The sequence below is a fragment of the Acinetobacter guerrae genome (assembly GCF_009372255.1).
In the GTDB taxonomy this organism is placed as follows: domain Bacteria; phylum Pseudomonadota; class Gammaproteobacteria; order Pseudomonadales; family Moraxellaceae; genus Acinetobacter; species Acinetobacter guerrae.
Map to the genome: position 1 here is coordinate 480,162 of NZ_LXGN01000001.1, position 22,454 is coordinate 502,615.

The window sequence follows — 22,454 nt, forward strand, 5'->3', positions numbered from 1 at the left end:
CAGCCAAGCTGCTCGTCTTTCGGCAGAGTAAAGCAATGCTTTCCCCACATTATCTATCGACTTTTAATACGGCTAGGAACGCTTCTTGTGGGATTTCAACACTACCCACCTGTTTCATGCGTTTCTTACCTTCTTTTTGTTTCGCAAGCAATTTCTTCTTACGCGATACGTCACCACCGTAACATTTCGCCAATACGTTTTTACGCATGGCTTTTACAGTAGAACGGGCAATAACCTGTGCACCAATGGCTGCCTGAATAGCGACATCGAACATTTGACGTGGAATCAAATCCTTCATCTTTTCAACCAGTGCGATCCCGCGATGACGTGCATCCTGACGGTGACAAATCATGGCCAAGGCATCGACCTTTTCACCATTAATTAACACGTCAACCTTAACCAAAGATGAACTTTCAAAACGCACGAAGTTATAATCCAGTGAAGCAAAGCCACGTGAACAAGACTTTAACTTATCAAAGAAATCCATCACGACTTCTGCCATCGGAATTTCAAACGTTAAGGAAACCTGATTTCCTAAAAATTTCATATCTTTTTGTACGCCGCGACGTTCAATACATAAAGTCATGACATTGCCTAAATACTCTTGAGGAACAAGAATATGACACTCAGCAATCGGTTCACGTAAATCCTCAACCAAACTGCCATCTGGCATTTTTGAAGGGCTATCGATATAAATCGTATCGCCTTTTTTAGTCACCGCTTCATAGATTACTGTCGGTGCAGAACTGATCAGATCCAGATCATACTCACGCTCTAAGCGCTCTTGTACGATTTCCATATGTAGCATACCCAAGAAGCCACATCGGAAACCAAAACCTAATGCATCAGAACTTTCAGGTTCAAAGAATAAAGCTGAGTCATTAATTTGCAGTTTTTGTAGAGCTTCACGGAATGGCTCAAAGTCGCTAGCATCAATTGGGAATAAGCCTGCATATACCTGTGGTTTTACTTTTTTAAACCCTGGCAATGTTGCTACTTCTGGTGTAGTCGATAAGGTAATGGTATCCCCGACTGGCGCACCAAAAATATCTTTAATCCCTGCAATGACAAAGCCAACTTCACCCGCTTCAAGAATATCAGTTTCAGTATGCTTAGGATTGAATACGCCAACTGAAGTCACAGGATGCGTTTGACCTGTGGATTTAACCAACATTTTGTCGCCTTTACGGATACGACCCTGTTTAATGCGGACTAAAGACACCACACCAAGATAATTATCAAACCAAGAGTCGATAATTAATGCTTGTAGCGGTGCTTCACGGTCACCTTCAGGGGCTGGAATCACATCCACCAAACGCTCTAATACACCTTCGACCCCTAAACCAGTTTTGGCTGAGCAAGTAGGTGCATCAGTTGCTTCAATCCCAATAATTTCTTCAATTTCATGAATCACCCGCTCAGGTTCTGCCTGCGGTAAATCAATTTTATTCAGAATAGGAAGAACTTCCAGACCTTGTTCAATTGCGGTATAACAGTTGGCAACAGACTGTGCTTCAACACCTTGTGCTGCATCCACGACCAACAATGCCCCTTCACAGGCTGCCAAAGATCGTGACACTTCGTAAGAAAAGTCAACGTGTCCAGGAGTATCAATAAAATTAAGCTGATATTCCTGACCATTTGGATGCGTATAATACAGTGTTACCGATGCTGCCTTGATGGTAATCCCGCGCTCACGCTCAAGCTCCATTGAATCCAGAACCTGAGCCTGCATTTCACGGTCCTGCAAACCACCGCACATTTGAATAAAACGGTCAGCCAATGTTGACTTACCGTGGTCAATGTGAGCGATAATCGAAAAGTTACGAATGTTTTTGATATCAACGGATTTTTTAGCCGACGCCATAGATTACTCTGAAAAAAAGTACATCTTTGGATGCAATACTTCACACAGTATGCAAGATGTAAAAGGACTGTCCTAAATTGCTGCACAGTATAAGCAACCGTACATTAAAAATATAGTGTGATCATTCTGCTTTTAAAACTATTCAGTGAATCACAACCAAAATTGTTGAATGCCGCGTGTTTTATACATACGACCTTGATCATGATTAAGCACTTATTTATAACGACTTATAAATAGTTCACTGTAAAATCAATCGGATTTACTTCTTTAGCTAAAGGCTGATAGGTTTGAGTAAATGTTGGAGACATACGTTTTGGTCGCCCAGTACTGATCTCAACACAGGCCCATTTTGTTTTGGCAACAAACAATACACTTTGATCTTTGGGTCGATAAAAAACATATTGTCGAGACAAATATAAACTATCAATCGCATCTAGCCATGTGCGCAGTATAATTTCTTCGCCCTCAAAAGCAGCTTTTCGATATTGCACATGATGCTCTATAGCAACCATGGCATGATTCAGCTCAAGATACTCTTTTAAACCAAGCCCTATTGCATCTACATGAGCTGTTGCAACGTCCTGCATCCATTGCACATAAATCACGTTGTTCACGTGCCCTAATTGATCAATATGTTCAGACGCTACTGTTCGCCTTAAATCAAAAATCGCACTCATCAGATTGAAACTATTTTTTTGCTAAAAAAGTTACGCACATTTTACGTTACTTCTAAATTTTATTCATCTAGGATTTACTTTATCCCATAAACAAAGGTTTTTATGATGAGTAGCCTTGGTATTTTAAGACAGCAACAAGATTATGTACCTTATAAAAATAAGGGCAGAAAATTTGATAACAACCGTATTTTTAAAAAAATAAATCTTGAGCCACAAGCTAATTTTGCAGATGAAGTAAAAAAATATTTAGAAAAATATCCTAATACTCAACACATCGACATTATACTACACGATCTAAATGGACATATTCGTGGCAAAAGAATTGACATTAACAGTTTAAAAAAACTGGATAAAGGCTGTTACTTCCCATTGTCCATTTATGCAATGGATTTAGACGGAAAAGTAATAGAAGAAACGGGTTTAGGTAAATACATCGGCGAACCTGATCGATTATGTCTCCCCATTTTGGGCAGTTTAAAGCCCAGTGCGATCCATCCAGAATACAATGCTCAAGTTTACCTCACTATGCAGCAAGAAGATGGTACATCATGTCCGTATGAACCACGCAATGTTTTAAACAAAGTACTGCAACAATGTAATGCGCATAAGTATTTTCCTGTAATTTCGGCTGAACTTGAATTTTATTTATACAAACAAGATCAACAAAGAGATGGACTATTTCGTCCAAACCAATGTTTTGATATGAACATTCCTGAAGACTACCAACTTATATTAGATGAAGTCGAACGAATCGCCGCTTTGCAAGATATTGAAATTATCTCAATTGTTTCAGAGTCAGCAGCAGGACAATATGAAATCAATATTCCACATCGTGCAAATGTTTTACAGTTATGCGATCAAATCATGTCTTTAAAACAGATCATTAAACAAGTCGCTAAGCAACATCATGTACATGCAAGTTTTCTGGCAAAACCTGATTTAGCGAAGGCAGGTAGTGGCATGCATTTTCATATGAGTCTTTGCGATGCATTGTTTAAGAATTATTTTAGTTCAGAAGATCTCAAGCAACCATCACAGAAAATGCTACAGGCGATCAGCGGAATGATTGAAATGATGCCTGCTTCTATGGCAATTTTAGCACCAAATATCAACTCTTATCGTCGTTTTCAATTAGGGCAGCACGTGCCTCTTGAAGCGAACTGGAATATCAACAATAGAAATGTGGCAATCCGCCTGCCTTGTTCAGATCAGGAAAATCAACGTTTTGAATATCGTGTAGCAGGTGCAGACTGTAACCCTTATTTATGTGTTGCTGTTATATTATCAGGCTTACTTTATGGATTAACACATCACATTGAAATCAAAAAACCTTCACACTTATTAAAATACCCAGATGATCATATATTTTTACCGACCAATCAAATTGAATCACTCACACAATTCAAAAAAAACTCATTTATAAAAGAAATATTAGGAAAAGAGTTTTGTGAAACTTGGTATACATTAAAATCAAGTGAACACCAATCCATTTATAATCAAATGACCATATTTGAAAAACAATGGGATATTTAATTATTTTCCATAAATCCTATTTTAAATGCCATCTATCCTTAAAATTTAAAAGGTATAGATGGCTTGATTTAAAACTGACTTTGCAATCAATATTATTTAATTCTTAAACCCAACATGGCACGCTGTCCTTGACGAACAATAGAGACACGTGCAACAGAGTTTTTAGGTAAAGTCGCAACCACTTTAGTAAAATCACTGGTATTTAAAATGGCTGTATTATTAATTTGAGTGATCACATCACCTGAAATAATATTCGACAGTGCTGCCAATCCACCTCGAGTGACATCTTCAACCAGAATACCACCACGAACATCCAAACGTGATTGTTCAGCTGCTGTCAGGTTGCGAATTGCCATTCCTAAAACAGGACCATTTTGCTGTGCAGAACGTTCTGAAGTTGCAGGCGTGTCATCTGGTGCAGTGGTTAAGGTTGCAGAAATACTGCGTGGCTTGCCATCACGTAAAATTTCTAATTGTATCGACTGCTTAGGCATAGTTCGATTGAGATAATTTAAAAGATCAGAGGTTCTTGAAATAGGTGAACCATTATATTTCATAATGATATCGCCTGCTTTTAATCCTGCTTTAGCAGCAGGAGAACCTGGCGCTACCTGATTAATCAATGAGCCTTCTGGGCGCGGCAAATTATAGGCATCAGCAAGGTTACGATCGATATCCTGTAACATTACGCCTAAATAAGAACGTGTGACTTTTCCTGTAGTTTTAAGCTGTTGTACCACATCCATCGCCACATCAATCGGAATGGAAAATGATAAGCCCATGTAACCACCCGTACCACTAAAAATACGAGAGTTAACGCCGACCACTTCACCACGCTGGTTAAACAATGGCCCGCCTGAATTGCCCGGATTTAGCGCGACATCGGTTTGAATAAATGGAACAGAAGTTTCACCCTGCATATTTCGTGATTTTGCGCTCACGATCCCTGCAGATGCTGAATAATCGAAACCGAATGGAGAACCAATTGCAAGCACAGGTTCACCCACTTTAAGTTGATCCACGTTACCAATTTTTAAAGCAGGATAAGTCGTACCGTCCACTTTAAGTAATGCCACATCGGTACGTTCATCGCTACCAATTACTTTTGCATCAATTTCACGTCGATCCTGCAAGGTAATGGTAATGCGAGAAGCATCTTCAACCACGTGGTGATTTGTCAATAAATAACCGTCATTACTGATGAAAAAGGCGCTGCCGTAGCCGACTTTTTCCTGTGGAGCCTGCTGTTGTGGAATCACCACTTGATTGCCAAAAAAACGGCGTAAAATTTCTGGTACTTGTTGCTGTAACAACTCTTCCTGAGTCATTTTTTTAACAACATTGACACTCACTACCGCTGGGCTAACTTGTTCTACCAAGCTTGAGAAATCAACAGGGGTTGCAGCATCCGCTTGTACAGCAGCCATAGTAAATACCATGGCGTACATTCCATTTTGTAAATAGCGACTATTCATGTAGCACAAACTCACACACTAGTTTTAGGTTAGACCCAATTGTTTTAACACAACTTTTTTCGTATTTCCGTAATAATATGTTTATTATTTCCAGAATTAAAAATTGTGATTATTCCATTAAATTTTCTATATTTTGATCATTCAGATTTTTAAAAATTGAAAGTTTATTGAAAATTTGACTTAGATTTAAGCATATAGAGTCTTGCCTTTTCTTAAAAAAAAGCGTGTTATTAGCAAACTTTTTGTAAATTAGCTGATGGACATGCCTGATTTAAACACAACTCATCATTTTGATGTGATCATTGTGGGCAGTGGCGGCGCTGGTTTAAGCCTTGCTTTGTCATTACCAAGTCATTACAACGTTGCTGTTTTAGCAAAATCCACATTGACTGAAGCCAGTACTTTTTATGCACAAGGTGGTGTTGCTGCGGTATTGGATGAAACAGATTCCATTCAACAGCATATTGATGACACTATGATTGCAGGGGCACATTTATGTGAACTTGATGCAGTCAAGCAAACGGTTCAAGGTGGTCGTCAATCGGTTGATTTTCTGTTAAATCATGGTGTTGAATTTACCCTTGATGAAGAAGATCAACTTCATCTCACCCGTGAAGGCGGTCATTCACAGCGCCGTATTATTCATGCGGCAGATGCAACAGGTAAAGCAATTTCTACCACATTGGTACAACGTGCCAGAGAACAAAAAAATCTGACAATTTTTGAAAATTATGTCGCGATTGATGTCATTACATTACATAAATTAGGTCATACAGATCAGAACAATCGTGCAGTAGGTCTTTATGTTCTTGATGAAAAAACAGAGAAAGTTCATACCTTTTTGGCACCATTTACAGCCTTAGCCTGTGGCGGTGCGATGAAAGCTTATCTTTATACGTCAAATCCAGATATTGCAACAGGCGATGGTATTGCCATGGCTTATCGTGCTGGTTGTCGTGTAGCGAATATGGAATTTAACCAGTTTCATCCGACCTGCTTATATCACCCACAAGCGCGTTCTTTTTTAATTACAGAAGCCATGCGTGGTGAAGGTGCTTATTTACGCTTGCCAGATGGCGAACGTTTCATGTTACGTTTTGATGAACGCGCGGAACTTGCACCACGAGATATCGTGGCACGTACCATTGACCATGAAATCAAACGATTGGGTATTCGCCATGTTTGGCTCGATATCACGCATAAACCTGCTGAGTTCATTCAGGAACATTTTCCAACACTTTATACGCGACTGCTTGAGTTAGGTATTGATATCACCAAAGATATGATTCCCGTAGTTCCAGCTGCCCATTACACGTGTGGTGGTGTGGTCGTGGATGAACATAGTCAAACCGACATTGAAGGTTTATATGCGATTGGTGAAACTTCCTATACAGGATTGCATGGTGCAAACCGTATGGCCAGTAATTCGCTACTCGAATGTTTTGTTTATGGCATGAGTGCTGCACAGGATATCCAGAACAAATTTAACTCAAGTTTTAAATTGCCTAATGTACCAACGTGGGATGAATCTCAGGTCACAGATGCAGATGAAGATGTGGTAATTTTGCAAAATTGGGATGAATTACGTTCGACTATGTGGAACTATGTCGGTATCGTGCGCACCACTAAACGTCTTGAACGTGCCCTACACCGCATTGAAATGTTAAAACGTGAAATTACCGAATACTATCAGGGCTATCGGGTCAGTAAAAATTTGATTGAACTGCGAAATCTGGTATTGGTTTCAGAAATGATTGTGCGCTGCGCCATGCAACGTAAGGAGTCGCGTGGTTTACATTATACGCTTGATTATCCTGAACTCGGAACTGAACTACGAAAAACGGTACTTTCGCCACCGAATTTTGAAGTAGAACAACCTTTAGTGAATGTCGTTTAAGTTCAAAATTTCAATAAAAAAACGCCCGAAAGTTTTATGCTTTTCGCGCGTTTTTTTATATTAAAATGATTTATTGTAGATGACTTAATGCTTGCTCTAATACGACTTCAGGGGCTTGAGTCGCATCTAAACGTTTGATCCGTTCTGGATACAAATCATGCAAATCTTGATAACCCTGACGCACCTGCTGAAAAAAATCTACTTTTTCCTGTTCAAAACGGTCTAAAGCACCACGTTCACGCGCACGTGACATGCCTAGTTCAATCGGGGCATCTAACCAAAAGGTAATATCAGGCATTTGCGAGACAAAAGTTTGATTGAGAATATTCAGTTTTTCTTTACTTAAACCACGTCCCGCACATTGGTATGCATAACTAGCATCGGTAAAACGATCACTGAGCACTGTTTTACCTTCATTTAATGCGGGAACAATCACTTGTTCTAAATGCTGCGCGCGCGCTGCATAAATCAATAAAAGCTCTGTATCATGTGCCATTTTTTCTTCATGATTCACCGCGAGCAGCAAATCACGCACTCTTTCAGCCAAAGGCGTACCACCTGGTTCACGGGTCAGTACAATTTGCTCACCTTGTCTTTCAAAATGCTCATAAATCTTTCGAATTAATGTGGTTTTGCCTACACCTTCCGTGCCTTCAAAGCTAATGAACATATCGTCTCCCTAGTTTTTTGATCTTAACACGGATAAATAATCCTGAACTGCCTGATTGTGCTGTTGCAAGGTTTCACTGAACTTGTGTCCACCATTGCCCGTCGCAACAAAGTAAATATTTTTTGATTGGTCAGGATGCATTGCCGCTTCAATGGCTTTTTTGCCCGGCATAGCAATTGGTGTTGGCGGTAAACCAGACATGGTATAAGTGTTATAAGCGGTAGGAGTACGTAAATCCTCTCGGCTAATTCTGCCTTGATATTTATCCCCCATGCCATAAATCACGGTTGGATCAGTCTGTAAACGCATTCCCAATTTTAAACGGCGTACAAACACCCCAGACACTTGCTCAAGCTCACGATCCAGACTGGTTTCTTTTTCAATAATAGACGCCATAATCAAGGCTTCATATTTATTTTGATAAGGTAAATCTGCCGCACGATTTTGCCATGCCTGATCTAAAGCTTTCATTTGATAATGGTATAAATCAGTCAGAATTTTTTTATCGCTTTCACCTTTTGAAAAGAAATAAGTATTTGGCGCAAATAAACCTTCAGGATGCGAATAAGGTAATCCTAATTCTTTTGTTATTTGTTCTTCAGGCAAATTTACAACGGATTTTGTCACATAAGGATCTTTTTTCAGATTGGCAATTAACTGTTTAAAAGTGGTTCCTTCAATGACTTGAACTCGAATCATTTGTGCATTTTCAGCATTAGACAACATCACTAAAACTTGTCGAATACTCATCCCTTGAGGGACTTCATACACCCCTGCTTTCATGGTGTCATGAATAAAAAATTTCTGATAAATTTTTAAAATCAAAGGAATAGAAACTTGATTTTCTTTGGCCATACGTTCGATAAAATGCGAGTAAGTGTCGCCATTGGCAACCACCAGTAACTCTTTTTTTCCTTTAATAGGATAATCCTTAAAAAGATTCATCCATAAGACACTTACCACTGCAATGACTAAAATAAAAAATGCCGCAAGCCATTTTCGATTTTTTGTAAAAAAGCTGCTCTTACTTGGCGGCTTTTTTTTGTTCTTTGCTTTAGGCTTATTTGAAGGTTTTGACATATCAGTGAATCTGGTTCAGTTGAAGTGTATGAAAAAGCTCTACACAAACTTGGGAGTCTAAGGGTTTTCCATCAAGGTGTGTCACGGCTTTCATCGGATTGAGTGCATTACAAAAAAACAATGCCTGAATATTTGGAATTTCATCCATATCGATAAAACCATGCGCCACAGGTACATCAAACTTTTCCATTCTGGATAAAATTTCTGCCCGCATCACACCGTGCACGCCATTATAACGAAGTTCAGGTGTAATCCACGTATCATTTAAATAAATAAAGCAATTACTGCTTACACCTTCCACAATCAAACCTTGTACATCAGTCACCAGCGCTTCTGCCCATTGCTGTTGATCTGCCTCTTGTTTGAGTAAAACCTGCTCCAGTCGATTTAAAGTTTTTAAACCAACCAAGTGCGGCATGCTCATACCCACAACTTGATTCAAAACTCCAGTTTGTATCAATTGGGGGCTAAATTCAGTTTGAATCTGTGGATAAAACCAGACATACACATCTGCGGTTTGTGCGGGCAAGCTATAGCCGCGCTGACCTATACCACGACTAATCATAATTTTAAGCGTACCATCCAAAACATCCAATTGACTTTGCAATTGTTCCAGACTTTTTTCAATAAGTGATAAATCTGCCTTGAGATACAAATACTGGCAACTATTTTTTAAACGCAGCATATGACGTGCTTTTAATTCAAAATGCCCCTGATAAATGCGAGCTGTGGTAAAACATCCATCACCATAATGAAATGCTCGATCCTGTAAATCCAGTGCTTCCACTTGTTCTGCATTCTTAAAACACCACATTCCCAAACATCCCGTTGATTTCTCAGCTTAGTTTAAAAACACATAAGCTTTTTCTATTTCTTTTTTATTCATATAAAATTCATTTTTTATTATTTTTTATGGATAACAACTCGCAGTATGCTGCACGCATGTTCAAAACATTTCTATATATTTGAGGGAAAAAACATGCGCTTAGCACAATTAAAGGTGGGGATTCTGGCTGCATTGGTTTCAGTTTCGTCTTTTGCAGCAACAGATTTTTTAAACGTTTCATATGATCCAACCCGTGAACTCTATGAAAACTTTAACAAAGAATTTGGTTCTTACTGGAAACAGCGTACAGGTCAGGATGTCAACTTTAAACAATCACATGGTGGTTCGGGTAAACAAGCTCGTGCTGTGATTGATGGCCTACAAGCCGATGTAGTGACTTTGGCTTTGGCAGCAGATATTGATGAAATTGCTGAAAAAGCCAAACTATTACCTGCTGACTGGCAAAAGAAATTTCCACAAAACTCTACCCCTTATACATCAACTATCGTATTCCTTGTGCGTAAAGGAAACCCAAAAGGCATTAAAGATTGGGCGGATATTGTAAAACCAGGTGTAGAAATTATCACACCAAATCCTAAAACATCGGGCGGTGCGCGCTGGAACTATTTAGCAGCATGGGCTTGGGCAAAACATCAATATGGTTCTGATGCTAAAGCACGTGAATTTGTACGTCAGATTTATAAACAAACCAAAGTTTTGGATTCAGGCGCACGTGGAGCAACCACTACTTTTGCTGAACGCGGTATTGGAGATGTATTACTGGCTTGGGAAAATGAAGCATATCTAGCACAGCGTGAACAACCGGGTAAGTTTGAAATCATTACCCCATCGCTTTCAATTTTGGCTGAACCACCTGTTGCGATTGTAGAAAAAAATGTGAAGAAAGACGGCAATGAAAACTTAGCAAAAGCGTATCTAAACTTCCTGTATTCACCAAAAGGACAAGATATTGCTGCGAAAAATTTCTACCGCCCACGTAATGCAGACATTTTAAAACGCTATAGCAGCACCTTTAAGCCATTGAAACTGGTCACCATTGATAAAGAGTTTGGTGGCTGGACAAAAGTTCAAAAACAGCACTTTGACAATGGTGGAGTTTTTGACCAAATCGTAAAAGAAAACAATGCTAAATAATATTTAGCATTCGATAAGGGAGCAGCGTCATGGTACATACAGTCATCGTTCCGGGTGTTGGAGGTAGTGAACCTCAACACTGGCAATCTTGGTTACAACGTGAACTTGTACATTGCTCTCGTGTGCAGCAAAAAGACTGGAATCATCCAATCTTGAATGAGTGGGTCGAGCAACTACTTGCAACTGTTCAATTCATTGAACAACCCATTCAAATCGTTGCACATAGTTTTGGTTGTTTAACCAGTGTTGCGGCATTGGCTGAACATCCAGAGCTACGAAAAAAAGTAAAGCATTTAACATTGGTTGCACCAGCTAATCCTGCTCGTTTTGGAGAAGCAGGATTTGCCCGAAACAGTGTTTATGATTACGCAGACTACTTTCATCAGTTAAAAATCGTTGTGCCGACACAACTCATCATGAGTGAAAATGATCCTTGGTTACACTTTGATGATGCCATGCGTCTGGCTCAGGCTTGGCAGATCAAACCTGTCAATCTTGGGCAAGTTGGTCATATCAATGTTGCATCAGGCTTTGGTCCTTTTCCCGAAATATTTGACTATATTCTTCAAGAAAGTCATCCAGATCGGCTGATGCAATATAGCGATCAAGATTCTTTGTTCAGATACGCGATCTAATATTTTTTTATTTATATATTGTTTAGATTTGCCTGCTATTTGTCAGGCGTACTCTTTTAGGAGTTCTCATGTCGCAGCGATCCCGAGTGCTGCCAGGATTTGGTCTTTCACTAGGTTTTACCCTAGCGTATTTATCACTCATTGTTCTTATTCCACTGTCTGCTGTTTTTATTAAATCAATTGGTGTTGGTTGGGATGGGTTATGGGAAATATTGAGTTCAGAACGAATCCTCAAGTCTTTGCAGCTTAGTTTTGGTACTGCACTGATTGCAGCTTTAATCAATGTGGTCTTTGGTTCTTTACTGGCATGGTGTCTGGTGCGCTATACCTTTCCTGGTAAACGCTTAATGGATGCACTTGTTGATTTGCCATTTGCGCTACCAACCGCAGTTGCTGGTATTGCCCTTACCTCGTTATATGCACCTACAGGTTGGATTGGTCAATATCTAACACCGCTTGGTATTCAAGTGGCTTATACCCCTATTGGGATTACCATTGCCTTAATTTTTATTGGCATTCCATTTGTAGTGCGTACAGTACAACCTGTGCTTTCCGATATCGAAACTGAGCTAGAAGAAGCGGCTTCTGCGCTTGGTGCAAACCGTTGGCAAATTGTCACTAAGATCATTTTTCCAATTTTACTTCCTGCTTTGTTGACTGGTTTCGCATTGGCATTTGCACGAGGCGTTGGTGAATATGGGTCGGTCATTTTCATTGCAGGTAATCAGCCTTTTAAAACTGAAATTGCACCTTTAATGATTATTTCGCGTCTTGAAGAATATGACTATCCAGCTGCAACAACCATTGCGGTCTTAATGTTGGTCATTTCATTTGTAATCTTACTCTTGATTAATCTAATTCAAGCATGGGCAAGCCGTCGTACTGGGAGAACCGTGAAATGAGCTTAGTGACCAGCAGCAATGCACTTGCAATCAAATTACAATCACGTGATTCAACCCGTGAACCGACTTGGGTACGTTATACCCTACTGACTGTCGCTTCGATCTTTTTTCTTAGTTGTCTGATCTTGCCATTGGTTTTGGTATTTGTAGAAGCTTTTCGACAAGGGATCGATGTCTATGTCAATGCATTAATTAATCCAGATACTTTATCTGCGGTCAAACTTACCCTACTGACTGCTGCAGTCGCTGTTCCTTTAAATGTCGTGTTTGGTGTTGCGGCAGCTTGGGCGGTAGCGAAATTTCAGTTTCGCGGTAAATCGGTTTTAACCACCCTGATCGATTTACCATTTTCAGTTTCACCTGTTATTGCAGGTTTAATGTTAGTACTCATTTTTGGTATGCAAGGCTGGTTTGGGCCGTGGTTGATGGATCATGATATTAAAATCCTGTATGCCGTACCTGCTATTGTGCTTGCAACCGTGTTTATTACTGTTCCTTTTGTCGCGCGTGAATTGATCCCTTTAATGGAAGCGCAAGGTACTGAAGAAGAAGAAGCCGCCATTGTGCTTGGCGCTTCGGGCTGGCAAACCTTCTGGAAAGTCACTTTACCTAATATCAAATGGGGACTGCTGTATGGTGTGATTCTGTGTAATGCCCGCGCAATGGGCGAGTTTGGTGCGGTTTCTGTCGTTTCAGGGCATATTCGTGGTGAAACCAATACATTGCCTTTACATGTAGAAATTCTCTACAACGAATACACCTACAGCGCAGCTTTTGCCGTCGCGTCCTTATTGGCATTTTTGGCGATTATTACCTTGATATTAAAAACATGGGTAGAAATTCGTCAGGAAAAACAGAACAACCGAAATGATTCAGCAGCTTCTTGAGGAATGATCAATGAGTATTCAAGTTAAAAATATTGAAAAACACTTTGGTGCATTCCACGCACTCAAAGATATTTCTCTGGATTTTCCAGAAGGACAACTGGTTGCCCTACTTGGCCCATCTGGCTGCGGAAAAACCACCCTGTTACGCATTATTGCAGGTTTAGAGTCAGCAGATTCTGGTCAAGTTTTGCTAGAAGGCAATGATGCAACTAATGTGCATGTGCGTGAACGTCAAGTTGGCTTTGTATTTCAGCATTATGCGCTGTTTCGCCATATGACTGTATTTGACAACATTGCATTTGGTTTACGTGTTCGCCCTCGTAACACTCGCCCGAATGAAGCAGAAATTAAAAAACGAGTGACCCGCTTACTGGATCTGGTTCAACTTGGATTTTTGGCAGATCGTTATCCTGCGCAACTTTCTGGTGGGCAACGCCAACGTATTGCACTTGCTCGTGCATTGGCTGTTGAACCTCGTGTATTACTTTTAGATGAACCATTTGGTGCATTAGATGCCAAAGTACGCAAAGAACTTCGCCGCTGGTTAAGAACATTACACGACGAATTGCATATTACCTCTATTTTTGTCACGCATGATCAGGAAGAAGCACTTGAGGTAGCCGATCAAATTATTGTCATGAATAAAGGCAATGTTGAACAAATTGGTTCTCCACGTGAAGTTTATGAAAAGCCAGCAACACCTTTTGTGTTTGACTTTTTAGGTCAAGCCAATCGTTTTGATGGTGAATATCGTGATGGAATCGTACATATTGGTGAAAATAAAATCATTTTACCCTCTACTGCGCAAGCTCCTCAGGGTAAAGTCATTGCTTTTGCTCGTCCAGATGAGTTACATATTCATGCCCAACCCCACGACAACAGTATCGAAGCTGTTTTTGTACGTGAAGTATGGATTGCAGGAAAAGTGATTGCCGAATTACAAGATAGTCAAGGTCGCTTGATTGAAATCGCATTAAGCCCCGAAGAAGCACGACAGCATCAGTTCAGACCCAATCAAAGTGTCTGGGTCAGTGCATCACAACTTCACTTATTTGCCGATCAAGTCGCCTAGATTCAATTTGGGAATGCGATACATCCCAAAAGAGAGATAAAAAATTATGAATTTTCAACAATTAAGAATCATACGAGAAACTGTCCGTCAAAACTTTAATTTGACCGAAGCATCGGCTGCACTTTATACCTCTCAATCAGGTGTGAGTAAGCACATTAAAGATCTGGAAGATGAACTCGGCGTTCAACTCTTTATCCGTAAAGGTAAACGTCTGCTTGGTCTAACCGAACCTGGTCAGTCACTATTGGGTATTGTAGAAAGAATGCTGGTGGATGCTGAAAATATTAAACGTCTTGCCGATGACTTTAATAAAGTGGATGAAGGAACACTGACCATTGCAACCACGCATACTCAGGCGCGTTACGTGCTTCCCCCTATCGTAAATCAATTTAAAAAACTTTTTCCAAAAGTTCATCTGATTTTACAACAAGCCAGTCCGACTGAAATTGCAGAAATGTTGCTTCAGGGCGAAGCAGATATTGGCATTGCAACGGAATCCTTGACGACCGAAGAAAATCTAGCGAGTGTGCCTTACTACCAATGGGAACACAGTATTATTGTTCCCCAAAATCATCCTTTAGGGCAGGAAAAAGAAATTACCCTTGAGGCATTATCACAATTTCCAATTATTACTTATCATGGTGGATTTACTGGTCGCTCTAAAATCGACAAAGCTTTTGAAGATGCAGGGATTGATGTTGATCTAGTGATGTCTGCACTAGATGCAGATGTAATCAAAACCTATGTGGAGCTTGGCATGGGGGTAGGAATTGTCAATGATGTCGCCTATGACCGCGAACGTGACTATCGTCTAAAACAAATTAAAACTGATATTTTTGGGCTAAACACCACATGGATTGCTGTACGTAAAGGTCATTTACTGCGGGGTTATGGCTATGAGTTTATTTCGCTATGTTCACCAGAAGCAGATATTAAAGCACTGAAAAAAGTGGCTTATCCAGAGGAATAAGAGTATGCCTATTTGCTTGTTCCTCTAAAATAAAAAAGAACCGCAAAAGCGGTTCTTTTTTTGAGAACTAAAACCAAATAAATGCTTGGTTTTAGACTTTCTCGTATTAACGTTTGATAGAACGTGACATACCAGCAAAACGTTGTTTGAATTTGTCGATACGACCACCAGTGTCCACATTCTTCTGTTTACCAGTATAGAATGGGTGGCAAGCTGAACATACGTCAAGATAAAGAGTGTCTTTACCAAGAGCAGAACGAGTTTCGATTACGTTACCGCAAGAACAGGTTGCAACTAGTGTTTCATATTTTGGGTGAATATCGGCGCGCATGGTCGATTACTCCTAATTAAAGAAAGGCTTAAGCTGTTATCGCAATTGATCACTCTCAACTGATAATCCAAAGATCAATCAAAACTGAGGAAAGGCTGGTCAACTAAAAATAGACAACACAGCAGATCAACACCACAACAGACCATTTCTCTTGGCCCACCGAGACGAATCCGTCAGAGCTAAGCACAACAAGTGGACGTTATTATACGCTAAAAAAATCCAGATAGCGAATTATTGCGTGACCGTTTTATCATTGAGTGTAGTTTGCTCATTTTTTTTCGACCAGTAATTTGCAATGACACCACACACCATTAACTGAATCTGATGAAAAATCATAATTGGTAAAACAATCATACCCAATGGTTGGCCGCTAAACAGAATTTGTGCCATCGGCACCCCACTTGCCAGTGTCTTTTTCGAGCCACAAAAGAAGATGGTGATTTGATCTGCCCGATTAAAGCCAAGCCAGACGGGTACAAATAATCCCAAAAGCATAATAATGGTAAGTAAAACTGAACATGCCAACACTAAGTAAAACAATGTCAGTAAGTTAACCTGATGCCAAAGACCTGCAACGACTGCACTACTGAAAGCTCCATATACCACCATCAAAATTGTGCCCTGATCAAAGGCTTTTACAATGCTTGGTACTTTCTTCATATAAGGAAAAATCCATGAACGAAGTACCTGCCCCAAAATAAATGGCACAAGTAGTAGCAAGGTAATTTGGATAATCGAAGCAGTTGGATCGTAATTATGCTTTGACTGACCAAAAATAAAAAAACTGACCAATACAGGTGTAATAAACATGCCAATTAAATTTGAAAATGAGGCACTGCACACTGCCGCAGCAACATTGCCTTTAGCCACAGAAGTAAATGCAATAGAAGACTGCACGGTCGATGGCAAAAAGCACATAAACAAAAAGCCCCAGTAAAGCTCTTGTCCTAATATTGGGAGTAAAATTGGTTTAGCCATCAAACCAAGAATTGGAAACACCACAAAAGTAAAGGCAAAAACCAGAACATGTAATTTCCAATGCAGAATACCCTCAACGATCGCTTCTCTTGAAAGCTTAGCGCCATGCAAGAAAAATAAAATTGCAATCGCAATATTGGTCACCACTTCAAAAATACTGGCAGCATGTCCTGACACAGGAATAAAACTCGCCAGAATAACCATGCTAATCAATAAAACAGTAAAACGATCCAGAGCCAGTAATTTCAGCATTGCATTACATCCTGTTGGTCATTCATAACAAAGCCCGATAAATGAAATTTACCGAGAAGTAAATTTTCATGTTACCGAGCTTGCTTAATAAAGCCAGTTTTCAAATAAAATGTTCAGTATTTATTTAAAAACTTAACTTTTAAATCAATAACATACTTATCGTTATTATAAGCATTTTCACGCGAATAAAATACATTAAGCTTGAGATAAAACTATTCATTTGGGCTTAAAGTAAAGCACAGAAAATACAAAGCTTTATTGATTTGTATTCTCTGGCTCAAGTGCCTGATGCTCTTTTAACAGTTTAGCGACCCATACCACCAAAATTAAAATTGGAATGCCAATGAATGTGGTCATCAGGAAAAATTTTGGATAACCAATATGCGTCACGATTGTTCCCGAATATCCACCTAACAATTTAGGTGTCAATGTCATCAGTGAGCTAAAAATCGCATATTGAACGGCGGTAAATGAAACACTGGTCAAACTTGATAAAAATGCAATAAATGCTGCACCTGCTAGCCCAGACGCCAGATTATCCATAATAATCGCAAAGTATAGCCAGAGTGAACTGTAAGGCTTCACCACTTTACCCTTTAAGACAGTTTCAGAATTTGGCTCAAATTTAACTGGTGCTATTGGATCAAGCTCAACATCCAAAAGCTGAGTTTGATTGGTTTGCGCAAGCGTATAGCTTCGTTGATTATGAATCAGCGATTGTTCTTGTACCGAAATCGCATCTACTGAAATGGTTTTACTCTGTGAATTTTGTAATGCCTGATGATCAATAATTCCACTAAATGTTCCAGTAGCATCAAGCTTGGTAGGAAAAATTTTTCCATCTAGTTTTAACAAGATGGGGTGATCTGCTTGAAGCTGTTTAGCATCCAATCCTGAAATTTGACCTTTGACCACAACACTTTGTTTAAGTTCAGCAGGAGATAACTGATCATCACTGGTAATAGGTAATAATTGAATCTGAGGTTGATGCAAATCATGATTTAAATAAGGTAGATTCACTGAAATTGGATCTGCCTCACCTTGTGCAAACTGAGATTGAACCGTAATTTGATGAGCTTCTGCTAAAATTTGATTTGGAATCGACAGCTTAAAATATCCAACTTCATCCGTTTTCGCAGTATAGTGATGCGACCCAATCTGAATCTGTACATCGGCGAGAGGCTGACCCGATTTGACCAATCCGATAAAAATCAGATTTGTGGAACTGGCAAGCACTGCACCAACAAACATCAGCTTCATGATATTCATGCGCTGTGCCAGTAAACCGCCCAGAAAACCACCAATCAAGCTAAAAATAACACCATAAATTTTAACTGCTTCTGCAATTTGTTCTTTACTAAAATTTAAGTCCTGATAAAAAACATTGGAAATAACACCTGCAATAATGTCTGAAATCCGATAAAAACCAATTAAAAGTAACAGTACTAATGCCAGTTTGACCCCATAGCGTTTAAAGAAATCTAGAATTGGGGCAACCCATGTTTCTAGCGCCATTTGCTTGTTCACAACACCTGCATGTACCAACAAATAACCAACAAACAAAGCGCATGCACCAGCTGTTAAAAAGCGTAAAGCTTCCAGACCAAACAAGGCAGCGGTATCGCTAATGTTGGCAGCGCTAGCGATGAGATCCGTCACATTTCCCGAATAAATATAAGTCACAACAAAAGTTGCTACTGCCACAAAGAACACAAACACCAAACGATAATAATCACTGCGTTTATAATCTTTATACACTCGGTTGACCTGCGGCTCACGTACAACCAGTGTGGTGATTATCCCGACCACCATCACTGCTGCCATGGTTAAATAGGTGTATTTCCAAGCTTCATAAATATAGTTGCCTTTAGAGGTTCCTAAGTAAGCTGCTAAAAATAATGCACCTGCACCCGCCACAATCATCCCAATACGGTAACCAGCATTATAAGTCGATGCCAAAACGGTCTGCATTTGGGTTTCTGCAAGTTCAATACGATAAGCATCAATTACAATATCTTGTGTTGCTGCTGAAAAACCAAGCAGTACTGCACCAACTGCCATCTGGATCAGATAACCATGACCAAGTGATGGATCTGAAAACGCCATGATACAAATTGAAGTGACAATCAAAATTTGTGCAACCAATAACCATGCACGACGCCTTCCCAATATTTTAGTCAATAATGGAACAGGCAATTCATCGACCAATGGTGCCCACACAAATTTAAATGAATAACCAAGTGCAGCCCAACTAAAAAAAGTGACCGCGCTTTTATCAATACCCGCTTCCCCCAACCACAATGACAAGCTTGAAAAAATCAGTAGAATCGGGATACCCGCAGAAAATCCCAAAAACAACATAATCAGGGCACGGCGATCAAGAAAGGCTTCAAAAGCAGCTTTCCATCCAGTAGTTTGTGTGGTCATTCGGTTATTATTTTCCAAAGATTTTATAAAACAGCCTATTCAATCGTGTTATGTCCAAGCTTTCAATATTGTTTATGAAAAGCCAGGCATTTTAATTGAGAAAAAATGCGATGAAGCTTGATATTTTGCCCTAAACCTGTATACCTTTAAATCTTACCTCTAGTTTATTTTTTGGATTTCACCTGTGACCCAAAGACACGATCAAATGGCTTCAACATTATCTTCAACTTCAACCACAGCGACAACTCTAAAAAGCAATAATCTACCATCGGTATTTGAGCAAACTGAGATTAAAACGACATTAGAAAAGACAAGTTTAAAATCTGAACAACTCACCCACATAACCAATTTGGAAAAAATTCCATCGTCAACTCGACGTATCAAACCCCTCAATAATTTTCTGGGACAAGATCGTGCCCGCGCTTCTGTAGAAGCAGGGATTTCGCTACCATATTCAGGTTATAACATTTTTGCAGTCGGTACCGCAGGTCTAGGTAAACGCACCATGATCAAGCGGTTGTTGCAGCAACATGCCAAAAATATGCCAACACCTGATGACTGGGTGTATGTCAATAATTTTAAAAATGCACGTCAACCGCTTGCATTAAGGTTTCCAGCGGGTCAGGGTCCAAAATTTCAAAATGCCTTACATCAGGCATGGCAAACCATATTGAAACAACTGGAAAGACGCTTCACTGCCGAGACCTATCACAACCGCATTGAGCAAATTCGTCAGGAAACAGGCGATGAACAACAAGAAGCTTTGGTTGAATTGACCAAAGAAGGTGAAACGCTTGATCTAAAACTGATTTCCCGTAACGAAGAGCATTGCTTTGTACCCATTCATCTCAAAGATGATCAGGTACAGGAATTAACTCAAAATGAAATCAATGCGCTCAGCACCAAACAACGTGCTGAAATCGCAGCCAATATGCGTTATATGGATAAAAAACTGGAACGCTTGGGGCTACATCTGGGTGACCTTGAAGATGATGCTCGTGATCAAGTGTCCGAGTTAAATCGTGATATTGCAAAACAAGTGGTTTTGCCTCGAATTGACGTATTGATTAAAAAAAATCAGAGCGTTGTTGGTCTTGAAGATTATTTACAACGTTACGCAGAAGATATTATCCAGAATGTTGAAACAATTTTGGCACAGGAAGAAGATGATTTCTCCCCTGCACTATTTAATCGGGTTCCAGCGCGCTATCAAGCCAATGCCATCGTTAGTAATAAGCCAAACACGGGCGCTCCGGTTATTTTTGAAGACTTTCCGACTCATTATAATTTGCTTGGACATGTCGAACAACTCACTCAAAATGGAACAATTACCACCGATTTTACATTGATTCGCCCAGGTTCCTTACATAAAGCCATCGGTGGTTTTTTGATGCTTGAAGCCGAACAACTGCTTGAGCAACCCTATGCATGGCAAGGGCTTAAACGTGCGCTTAAATCTGGACAGTTAAAATTATCTTCACTTGAGCATATGCTCACATTAACAGGTAGTATTTCCATTGAACCTGCGGCAATTCCGCTTGAAATTAAAGTGGTTTTGTTAGCAGAACCTGAAATTTATTATGAAATTTTAGAAGTTGAACCTGAACTTGGAAGTGTGTTCAAAATTCGAGCTGACTTCACTGATACATTACAACGTAATGACAGCAATGAGCAGGCTTATATGCAACTCATTGCCGATTATGTACAGGTCGATAAATTATTACCTTTTGATCGTTCAGCATTATCTGCACTTTTAACAGATTCAAGCCGTCAGGCTGAAGACCAAAGCTCTCTGTCTTTGCATGCATCTACATTGGGCGATTTAATTCGTGAAGCCCATCATCATGCATTTACCGCAGGTGATAAAACGGTTTCCGACAAACATGTCAATCAAGCCTTACATCATCGTCAATACCGTCTAGGTTATTTACGTGAACTGTATTGGCAAGATTTATCGCGCGGTACACAATTGATTGAAACGCAAGGTCATCGTTTAGGTCAGATCAATGCGCTATCAGTCATTCATTATGCAGATGTAGAGTTTGGTTTACCTTCAAGATTAACTGCCTCAGTCTATCAAGGCGGCGGTGATATTTTGGATATTGAACGTAGCGTAGAGCTAGGTGGATCATTGCATGCCAAAGGTGTTTTGCTGATGGCTAGCTTTTTAAAAGCACATTTTGGTCGTTCACAAATTCTGCATTTTTCTGCTGCACTCGCGTTTGAACAAAGCTACGGGCAAGTCGATGGTGACAGCGCCACGGTTGCAGAACTCTCTGCATTAATTTCTGCCATTAGCCAGATTCCAATTGATCAATCTTGGGCAATTACAGGATCGATGAACCAATTGGGACAAGTTCAACCGATTGGTGGGGTCAATGCCAAAATCGAAGGTTTCTATGATGCATGTAAATTGCAAGGTTTGACAGGCAAACAAGGTGTGATTATTCCTCGTCAGAATATGCAGCATCTCATGTTGCGTCAGGATGTGATTGAGGCAGTCGAAGCAGGTCAATTCCATGTCCATGCGATTGAAACGATTGATCAAGCTTTAGAAATACTCATGGCTCGCCCTGTTGGCGTACTGGATAAAAAAGGACGTTATAGTAAAGGTTCTATTTATGCAGCAGTCATGGAACAACTCGAGTATTGGCAAGCCATTGAAGATGGTGATGAAGTTGAGGATGAGCCAAAGAAAAAGAAAAAAAAGAAGAAAAAGTCAAAAAATGAGGATCTAGAAAATGAAACTGTGACAGAAGAAGCAGCAGTTCTACATCCTGTGTTTAGACGCCGTAAGAAATAATAGCATCCATAAAAATA

At 39.8% G+C, this 22,454-nt stretch carries 18 protein-coding genes; 9 read left to right on the plus strand and 9 right to left on the minus strand.

The window, feature by feature from the left end; all coding sequences use genetic code 11:
- Positions 1 to 49: 49 nt before the first annotated feature.
- Both lepA and A7A69_RS02220 read right to left on the minus strand, forming a co-directional pair.
- Entirely contained in the window at positions 50 to 1,867 is a 1,818-nt protein-coding gene (gene lepA, locus A7A69_RS02215) for a translation elongation factor 4 (protein WP_120369553.1), read from the minus strand.
- 227 nt (positions 1,868 to 2,094) lie between these two features.
- Positions 2,095 to 2,544, minus strand: a complete 450-nt coding sequence (locus A7A69_RS02220; RefSeq protein WP_152876122.1) for an acyl-CoA thioesterase — start codon at positions 2,542 to 2,544, stop codon at positions 2,095 to 2,097.
- A gap of 105 nt (positions 2,545 to 2,649) precedes the next feature.
- Between A7A69_RS02220 and A7A69_RS02225 the strand changes: the two genes are divergently transcribed.
- Complete coding sequence (locus A7A69_RS02225) at positions 2,650 to 4,077, plus strand: glutamine synthetase family protein (protein ID WP_171500763.1); 1,428 nt, start codon at positions 2,650 to 2,652, stop codon at positions 4,075 to 4,077.
- 92 nt (positions 4,078 to 4,169) lie between these two features.
- On the opposite strand, the gene A7A69_RS02230 is transcribed toward A7A69_RS02225, so the two are convergent.
- Positions 4,170 to 5,552 (minus strand): Do family serine endopeptidase, encoded by a 1,383-nt coding sequence (locus A7A69_RS02230; protein ID WP_151981044.1) that lies wholly within the window; start codon positions 5,550 to 5,552, stop codon positions 4,170 to 4,172.
- A gap of 256 nt (positions 5,553 to 5,808) precedes the next feature.
- Here A7A69_RS02230 and nadB point away from each other — a divergent pair, with 256 nt between their 5' ends.
- Positions 5,809 to 7,449 carry an L-aspartate oxidase gene (gene nadB, locus A7A69_RS02235; RefSeq protein ID WP_152876124.1) on the plus strand — a complete coding sequence of 547 codons (1,641 nt, stop codon included), beginning with the start codon at positions 5,809 to 5,811 and terminating at the stop codon, positions 7,447 to 7,449.
- A 70-nt stretch (positions 7,450 to 7,519) separates the two neighbouring features.
- Here nadB and tmk read toward each other — a convergent pair whose 3' ends face one another.
- The 3 genes from tmk to pabC are packed head-to-tail and all read right to left on the minus strand — an operon-like array spanning position 7,520 to position 10,013.
- The gene (tmk, locus tag A7A69_RS02240; RefSeq protein ID WP_152876125.1) at positions 7,520 to 8,119 is read right to left on the minus strand and encodes a dTMP kinase; all 600 of its coding nucleotides are present in this window, start codon (positions 8,117 to 8,119) and stop codon (positions 7,520 to 7,522) included.
- A 9-nt stretch (positions 8,120 to 8,128) separates the two neighbouring features.
- Positions 8,129 to 9,199: an endolytic transglycosylase MltG gene (gene mltG, locus A7A69_RS02245; RefSeq protein ID WP_152876126.1), complete on the minus strand. Its 1,071-nt coding sequence runs from the start codon at positions 9,197 to 9,199 to the stop codon at positions 8,129 to 8,131.
- Between the two features lies 1 nt (position 9,200).
- The gene (gene pabC / locus A7A69_RS02250) at positions 9,201 to 10,013 is read right to left on the minus strand and encodes an aminodeoxychorismate lyase (protein ID WP_151981040.1); all 813 of its coding nucleotides are present in this window, start codon (positions 10,011 to 10,013) and stop codon (positions 9,201 to 9,203) included.
- A 165-nt stretch (positions 10,014 to 10,178) separates the two neighbouring features.
- Here pabC and A7A69_RS02255 point away from each other — a divergent pair, with 165 nt between their 5' ends.
- The 6 genes from A7A69_RS02255 to A7A69_RS02280 all read left to right on the plus strand — a co-directional run bounded on the left by A7A69_RS02255 (position 10,179) and on the right by A7A69_RS02280 (position 15,646).
- Complete coding sequence (locus A7A69_RS02255; RefSeq protein WP_120369545.1) at positions 10,179 to 11,180, plus strand: sulfate ABC transporter substrate-binding protein; 1,002 nt, start codon at positions 10,179 to 10,181, stop codon at positions 11,178 to 11,180.
- A 29-nt stretch (positions 11,181 to 11,209) separates the two neighbouring features.
- Complete coding sequence (locus A7A69_RS02260) at positions 11,210 to 11,815, plus strand: alpha/beta hydrolase (RefSeq protein ID WP_152876127.1); 606 nt, start codon at positions 11,210 to 11,212, stop codon at positions 11,813 to 11,815.
- 68 nt (positions 11,816 to 11,883) lie between these two features.
- Positions 11,884 to 12,717, plus strand: a complete 834-nt coding sequence (gene cysT, locus A7A69_RS02265; RefSeq protein WP_120369543.1) for a sulfate ABC transporter permease subunit CysT — start codon at positions 11,884 to 11,886, stop codon at positions 12,715 to 12,717.
- A complete protein-coding gene (gene cysW, locus A7A69_RS02270; RefSeq protein ID WP_151981038.1) occupies positions 12,714 to 13,604 on the plus strand; it encodes a sulfate ABC transporter permease subunit CysW in 891 nt (296 codons plus the stop codon). The genes cysT and cysW overlap by 4 nt, the downstream gene beginning before the upstream one ends.
- Positions 13,605 to 13,614: 10 nt before the next feature.
- Entirely contained in the window at positions 13,615 to 14,676 is a 1,062-nt protein-coding gene (locus A7A69_RS02275; RefSeq protein ID WP_151981037.1) for a sulfate/molybdate ABC transporter ATP-binding protein, read from the plus strand.
- Between the two features lie 46 nt (positions 14,677 to 14,722).
- The gene (locus A7A69_RS02280) at positions 14,723 to 15,646 is read left to right on the plus strand and encodes a CysB family HTH-type transcriptional regulator (protein WP_120369540.1); all 924 of its coding nucleotides are present in this window, start codon (positions 14,723 to 14,725) and stop codon (positions 15,644 to 15,646) included.
- Between the two features lie 106 nt (positions 15,647 to 15,752).
- On the opposite strand, the gene rpmE is transcribed toward A7A69_RS02280, so the two are convergent.
- The 3 genes from rpmE to A7A69_RS02295 form a co-directional block, all read right to left on the minus strand.
- Entirely contained in the window at positions 15,753 to 15,977 is a 225-nt protein-coding gene (gene rpmE / locus A7A69_RS02285) for a 50S ribosomal protein L31 (RefSeq protein WP_120369539.1), read from the minus strand.
- A 231-nt stretch (positions 15,978 to 16,208) separates the two neighbouring features.
- Positions 16,209 to 17,207: a bile acid:sodium symporter family protein gene (locus A7A69_RS02290; protein ID WP_120369538.1), complete on the minus strand. Its 999-nt coding sequence runs from the start codon at positions 17,205 to 17,207 to the stop codon at positions 16,209 to 16,211.
- Between the two features lie 255 nt (positions 17,208 to 17,462).
- A complete protein-coding gene (locus A7A69_RS02295) occupies positions 17,463 to 19,652 on the minus strand; it encodes an AmpG family muropeptide MFS transporter (protein ID WP_421721576.1) in 2,190 nt (729 codons plus the stop codon).
- A gap of 187 nt (positions 19,653 to 19,839) precedes the next feature.
- On the opposite strand from A7A69_RS02295, the gene A7A69_RS02300 reads away from it, so the two are divergent.
- Positions 19,840 to 22,437: a Lon protease family protein gene (locus A7A69_RS02300; RefSeq protein ID WP_152876188.1), complete on the plus strand. Its 2,598-nt coding sequence runs from the start codon at positions 19,840 to 19,842 to the stop codon at positions 22,435 to 22,437.
- Positions 22,438 to 22,454: the final 17 nt, after the last annotated feature.

Coding starts and splice junctions, on each gene's coding strand:
- tmk (WP_152876125.1), bottom strand. CDS start 8,119: ATGTTCATTAGCTTTGAAGGCACGGAAGGTGTAGGCAAAACCACATTA.
- lepA (WP_120369553.1), bottom strand. CDS start 1,867: ATGGCGTCGGCTAAAAAATCCGTTGATATCAAAAACATTCGTAACTTT.
- A7A69_RS02290 (WP_120369538.1), bottom strand. CDS start 17,207: ATGCTGAAATTACTGGCTCTGGATCGTTTTACTGTTTTATTGATTAGC.
- cysW (WP_151981038.1), top strand. CDS start 12,714: ATGAGCTTAGTGACCAGCAGCAATGCACTTGCAATCAAATTACAATCA.
- A7A69_RS02255 (WP_120369545.1), top strand. CDS start 10,179: ATGCGCTTAGCACAATTAAAGGTGGGGATTCTGGCTGCATTGGTTTCA.
- pabC (WP_151981040.1), bottom strand. CDS start 10,013: ATGTGGTGTTTTAAGAATGCAGAACAAGTGGAAGCACTGGATTTACAG.
- cysT (WP_120369543.1), top strand. CDS start 11,884: ATGTCGCAGCGATCCCGAGTGCTGCCAGGATTTGGTCTTTCACTAGGT.
- A7A69_RS02260 (WP_152876127.1), top strand. CDS start 11,210: ATGGTACATACAGTCATCGTTCCGGGTGTTGGAGGTAGTGAACCTCAA.
- rpmE (WP_120369539.1), bottom strand. CDS start 15,977: ATGCGCGCCGATATTCACCCAAAATATGAAACACTAGTTGCAACCTGT.
- A7A69_RS02225 (WP_171500763.1), top strand. CDS start 2,650: ATGAGTAGCCTTGGTATTTTAAGACAGCAACAAGATTATGTACCTTAT.
- mltG (WP_152876126.1), bottom strand. CDS start 9,199: ATGTCAAAACCTTCAAATAAGCCTAAAGCAAAGAACAAAAAAAAGCCG.
- A7A69_RS02275 (WP_151981037.1), top strand. CDS start 13,615: ATGAGTATTCAAGTTAAAAATATTGAAAAACACTTTGGTGCATTCCAC.
- A7A69_RS02220 (WP_152876122.1), bottom strand. CDS start 2,544: ATGAGTGCGATTTTTGATTTAAGGCGAACAGTAGCGTCTGAACATATT.
- A7A69_RS02300 (WP_152876188.1), top strand. CDS start 19,840: ATGGCTTCAACATTATCTTCAACTTCAACCACAGCGACAACTCTAAAA.
- nadB (WP_152876124.1), top strand. CDS start 5,809: ATGGACATGCCTGATTTAAACACAACTCATCATTTTGATGTGATCATT.
- A7A69_RS02280 (WP_120369540.1), top strand. CDS start 14,723: ATGAATTTTCAACAATTAAGAATCATACGAGAAACTGTCCGTCAAAAC.
- A7A69_RS02230 (WP_151981044.1), bottom strand. CDS start 5,552: ATGAATAGTCGCTATTTACAAAATGGAATGTACGCCATGGTATTTACT.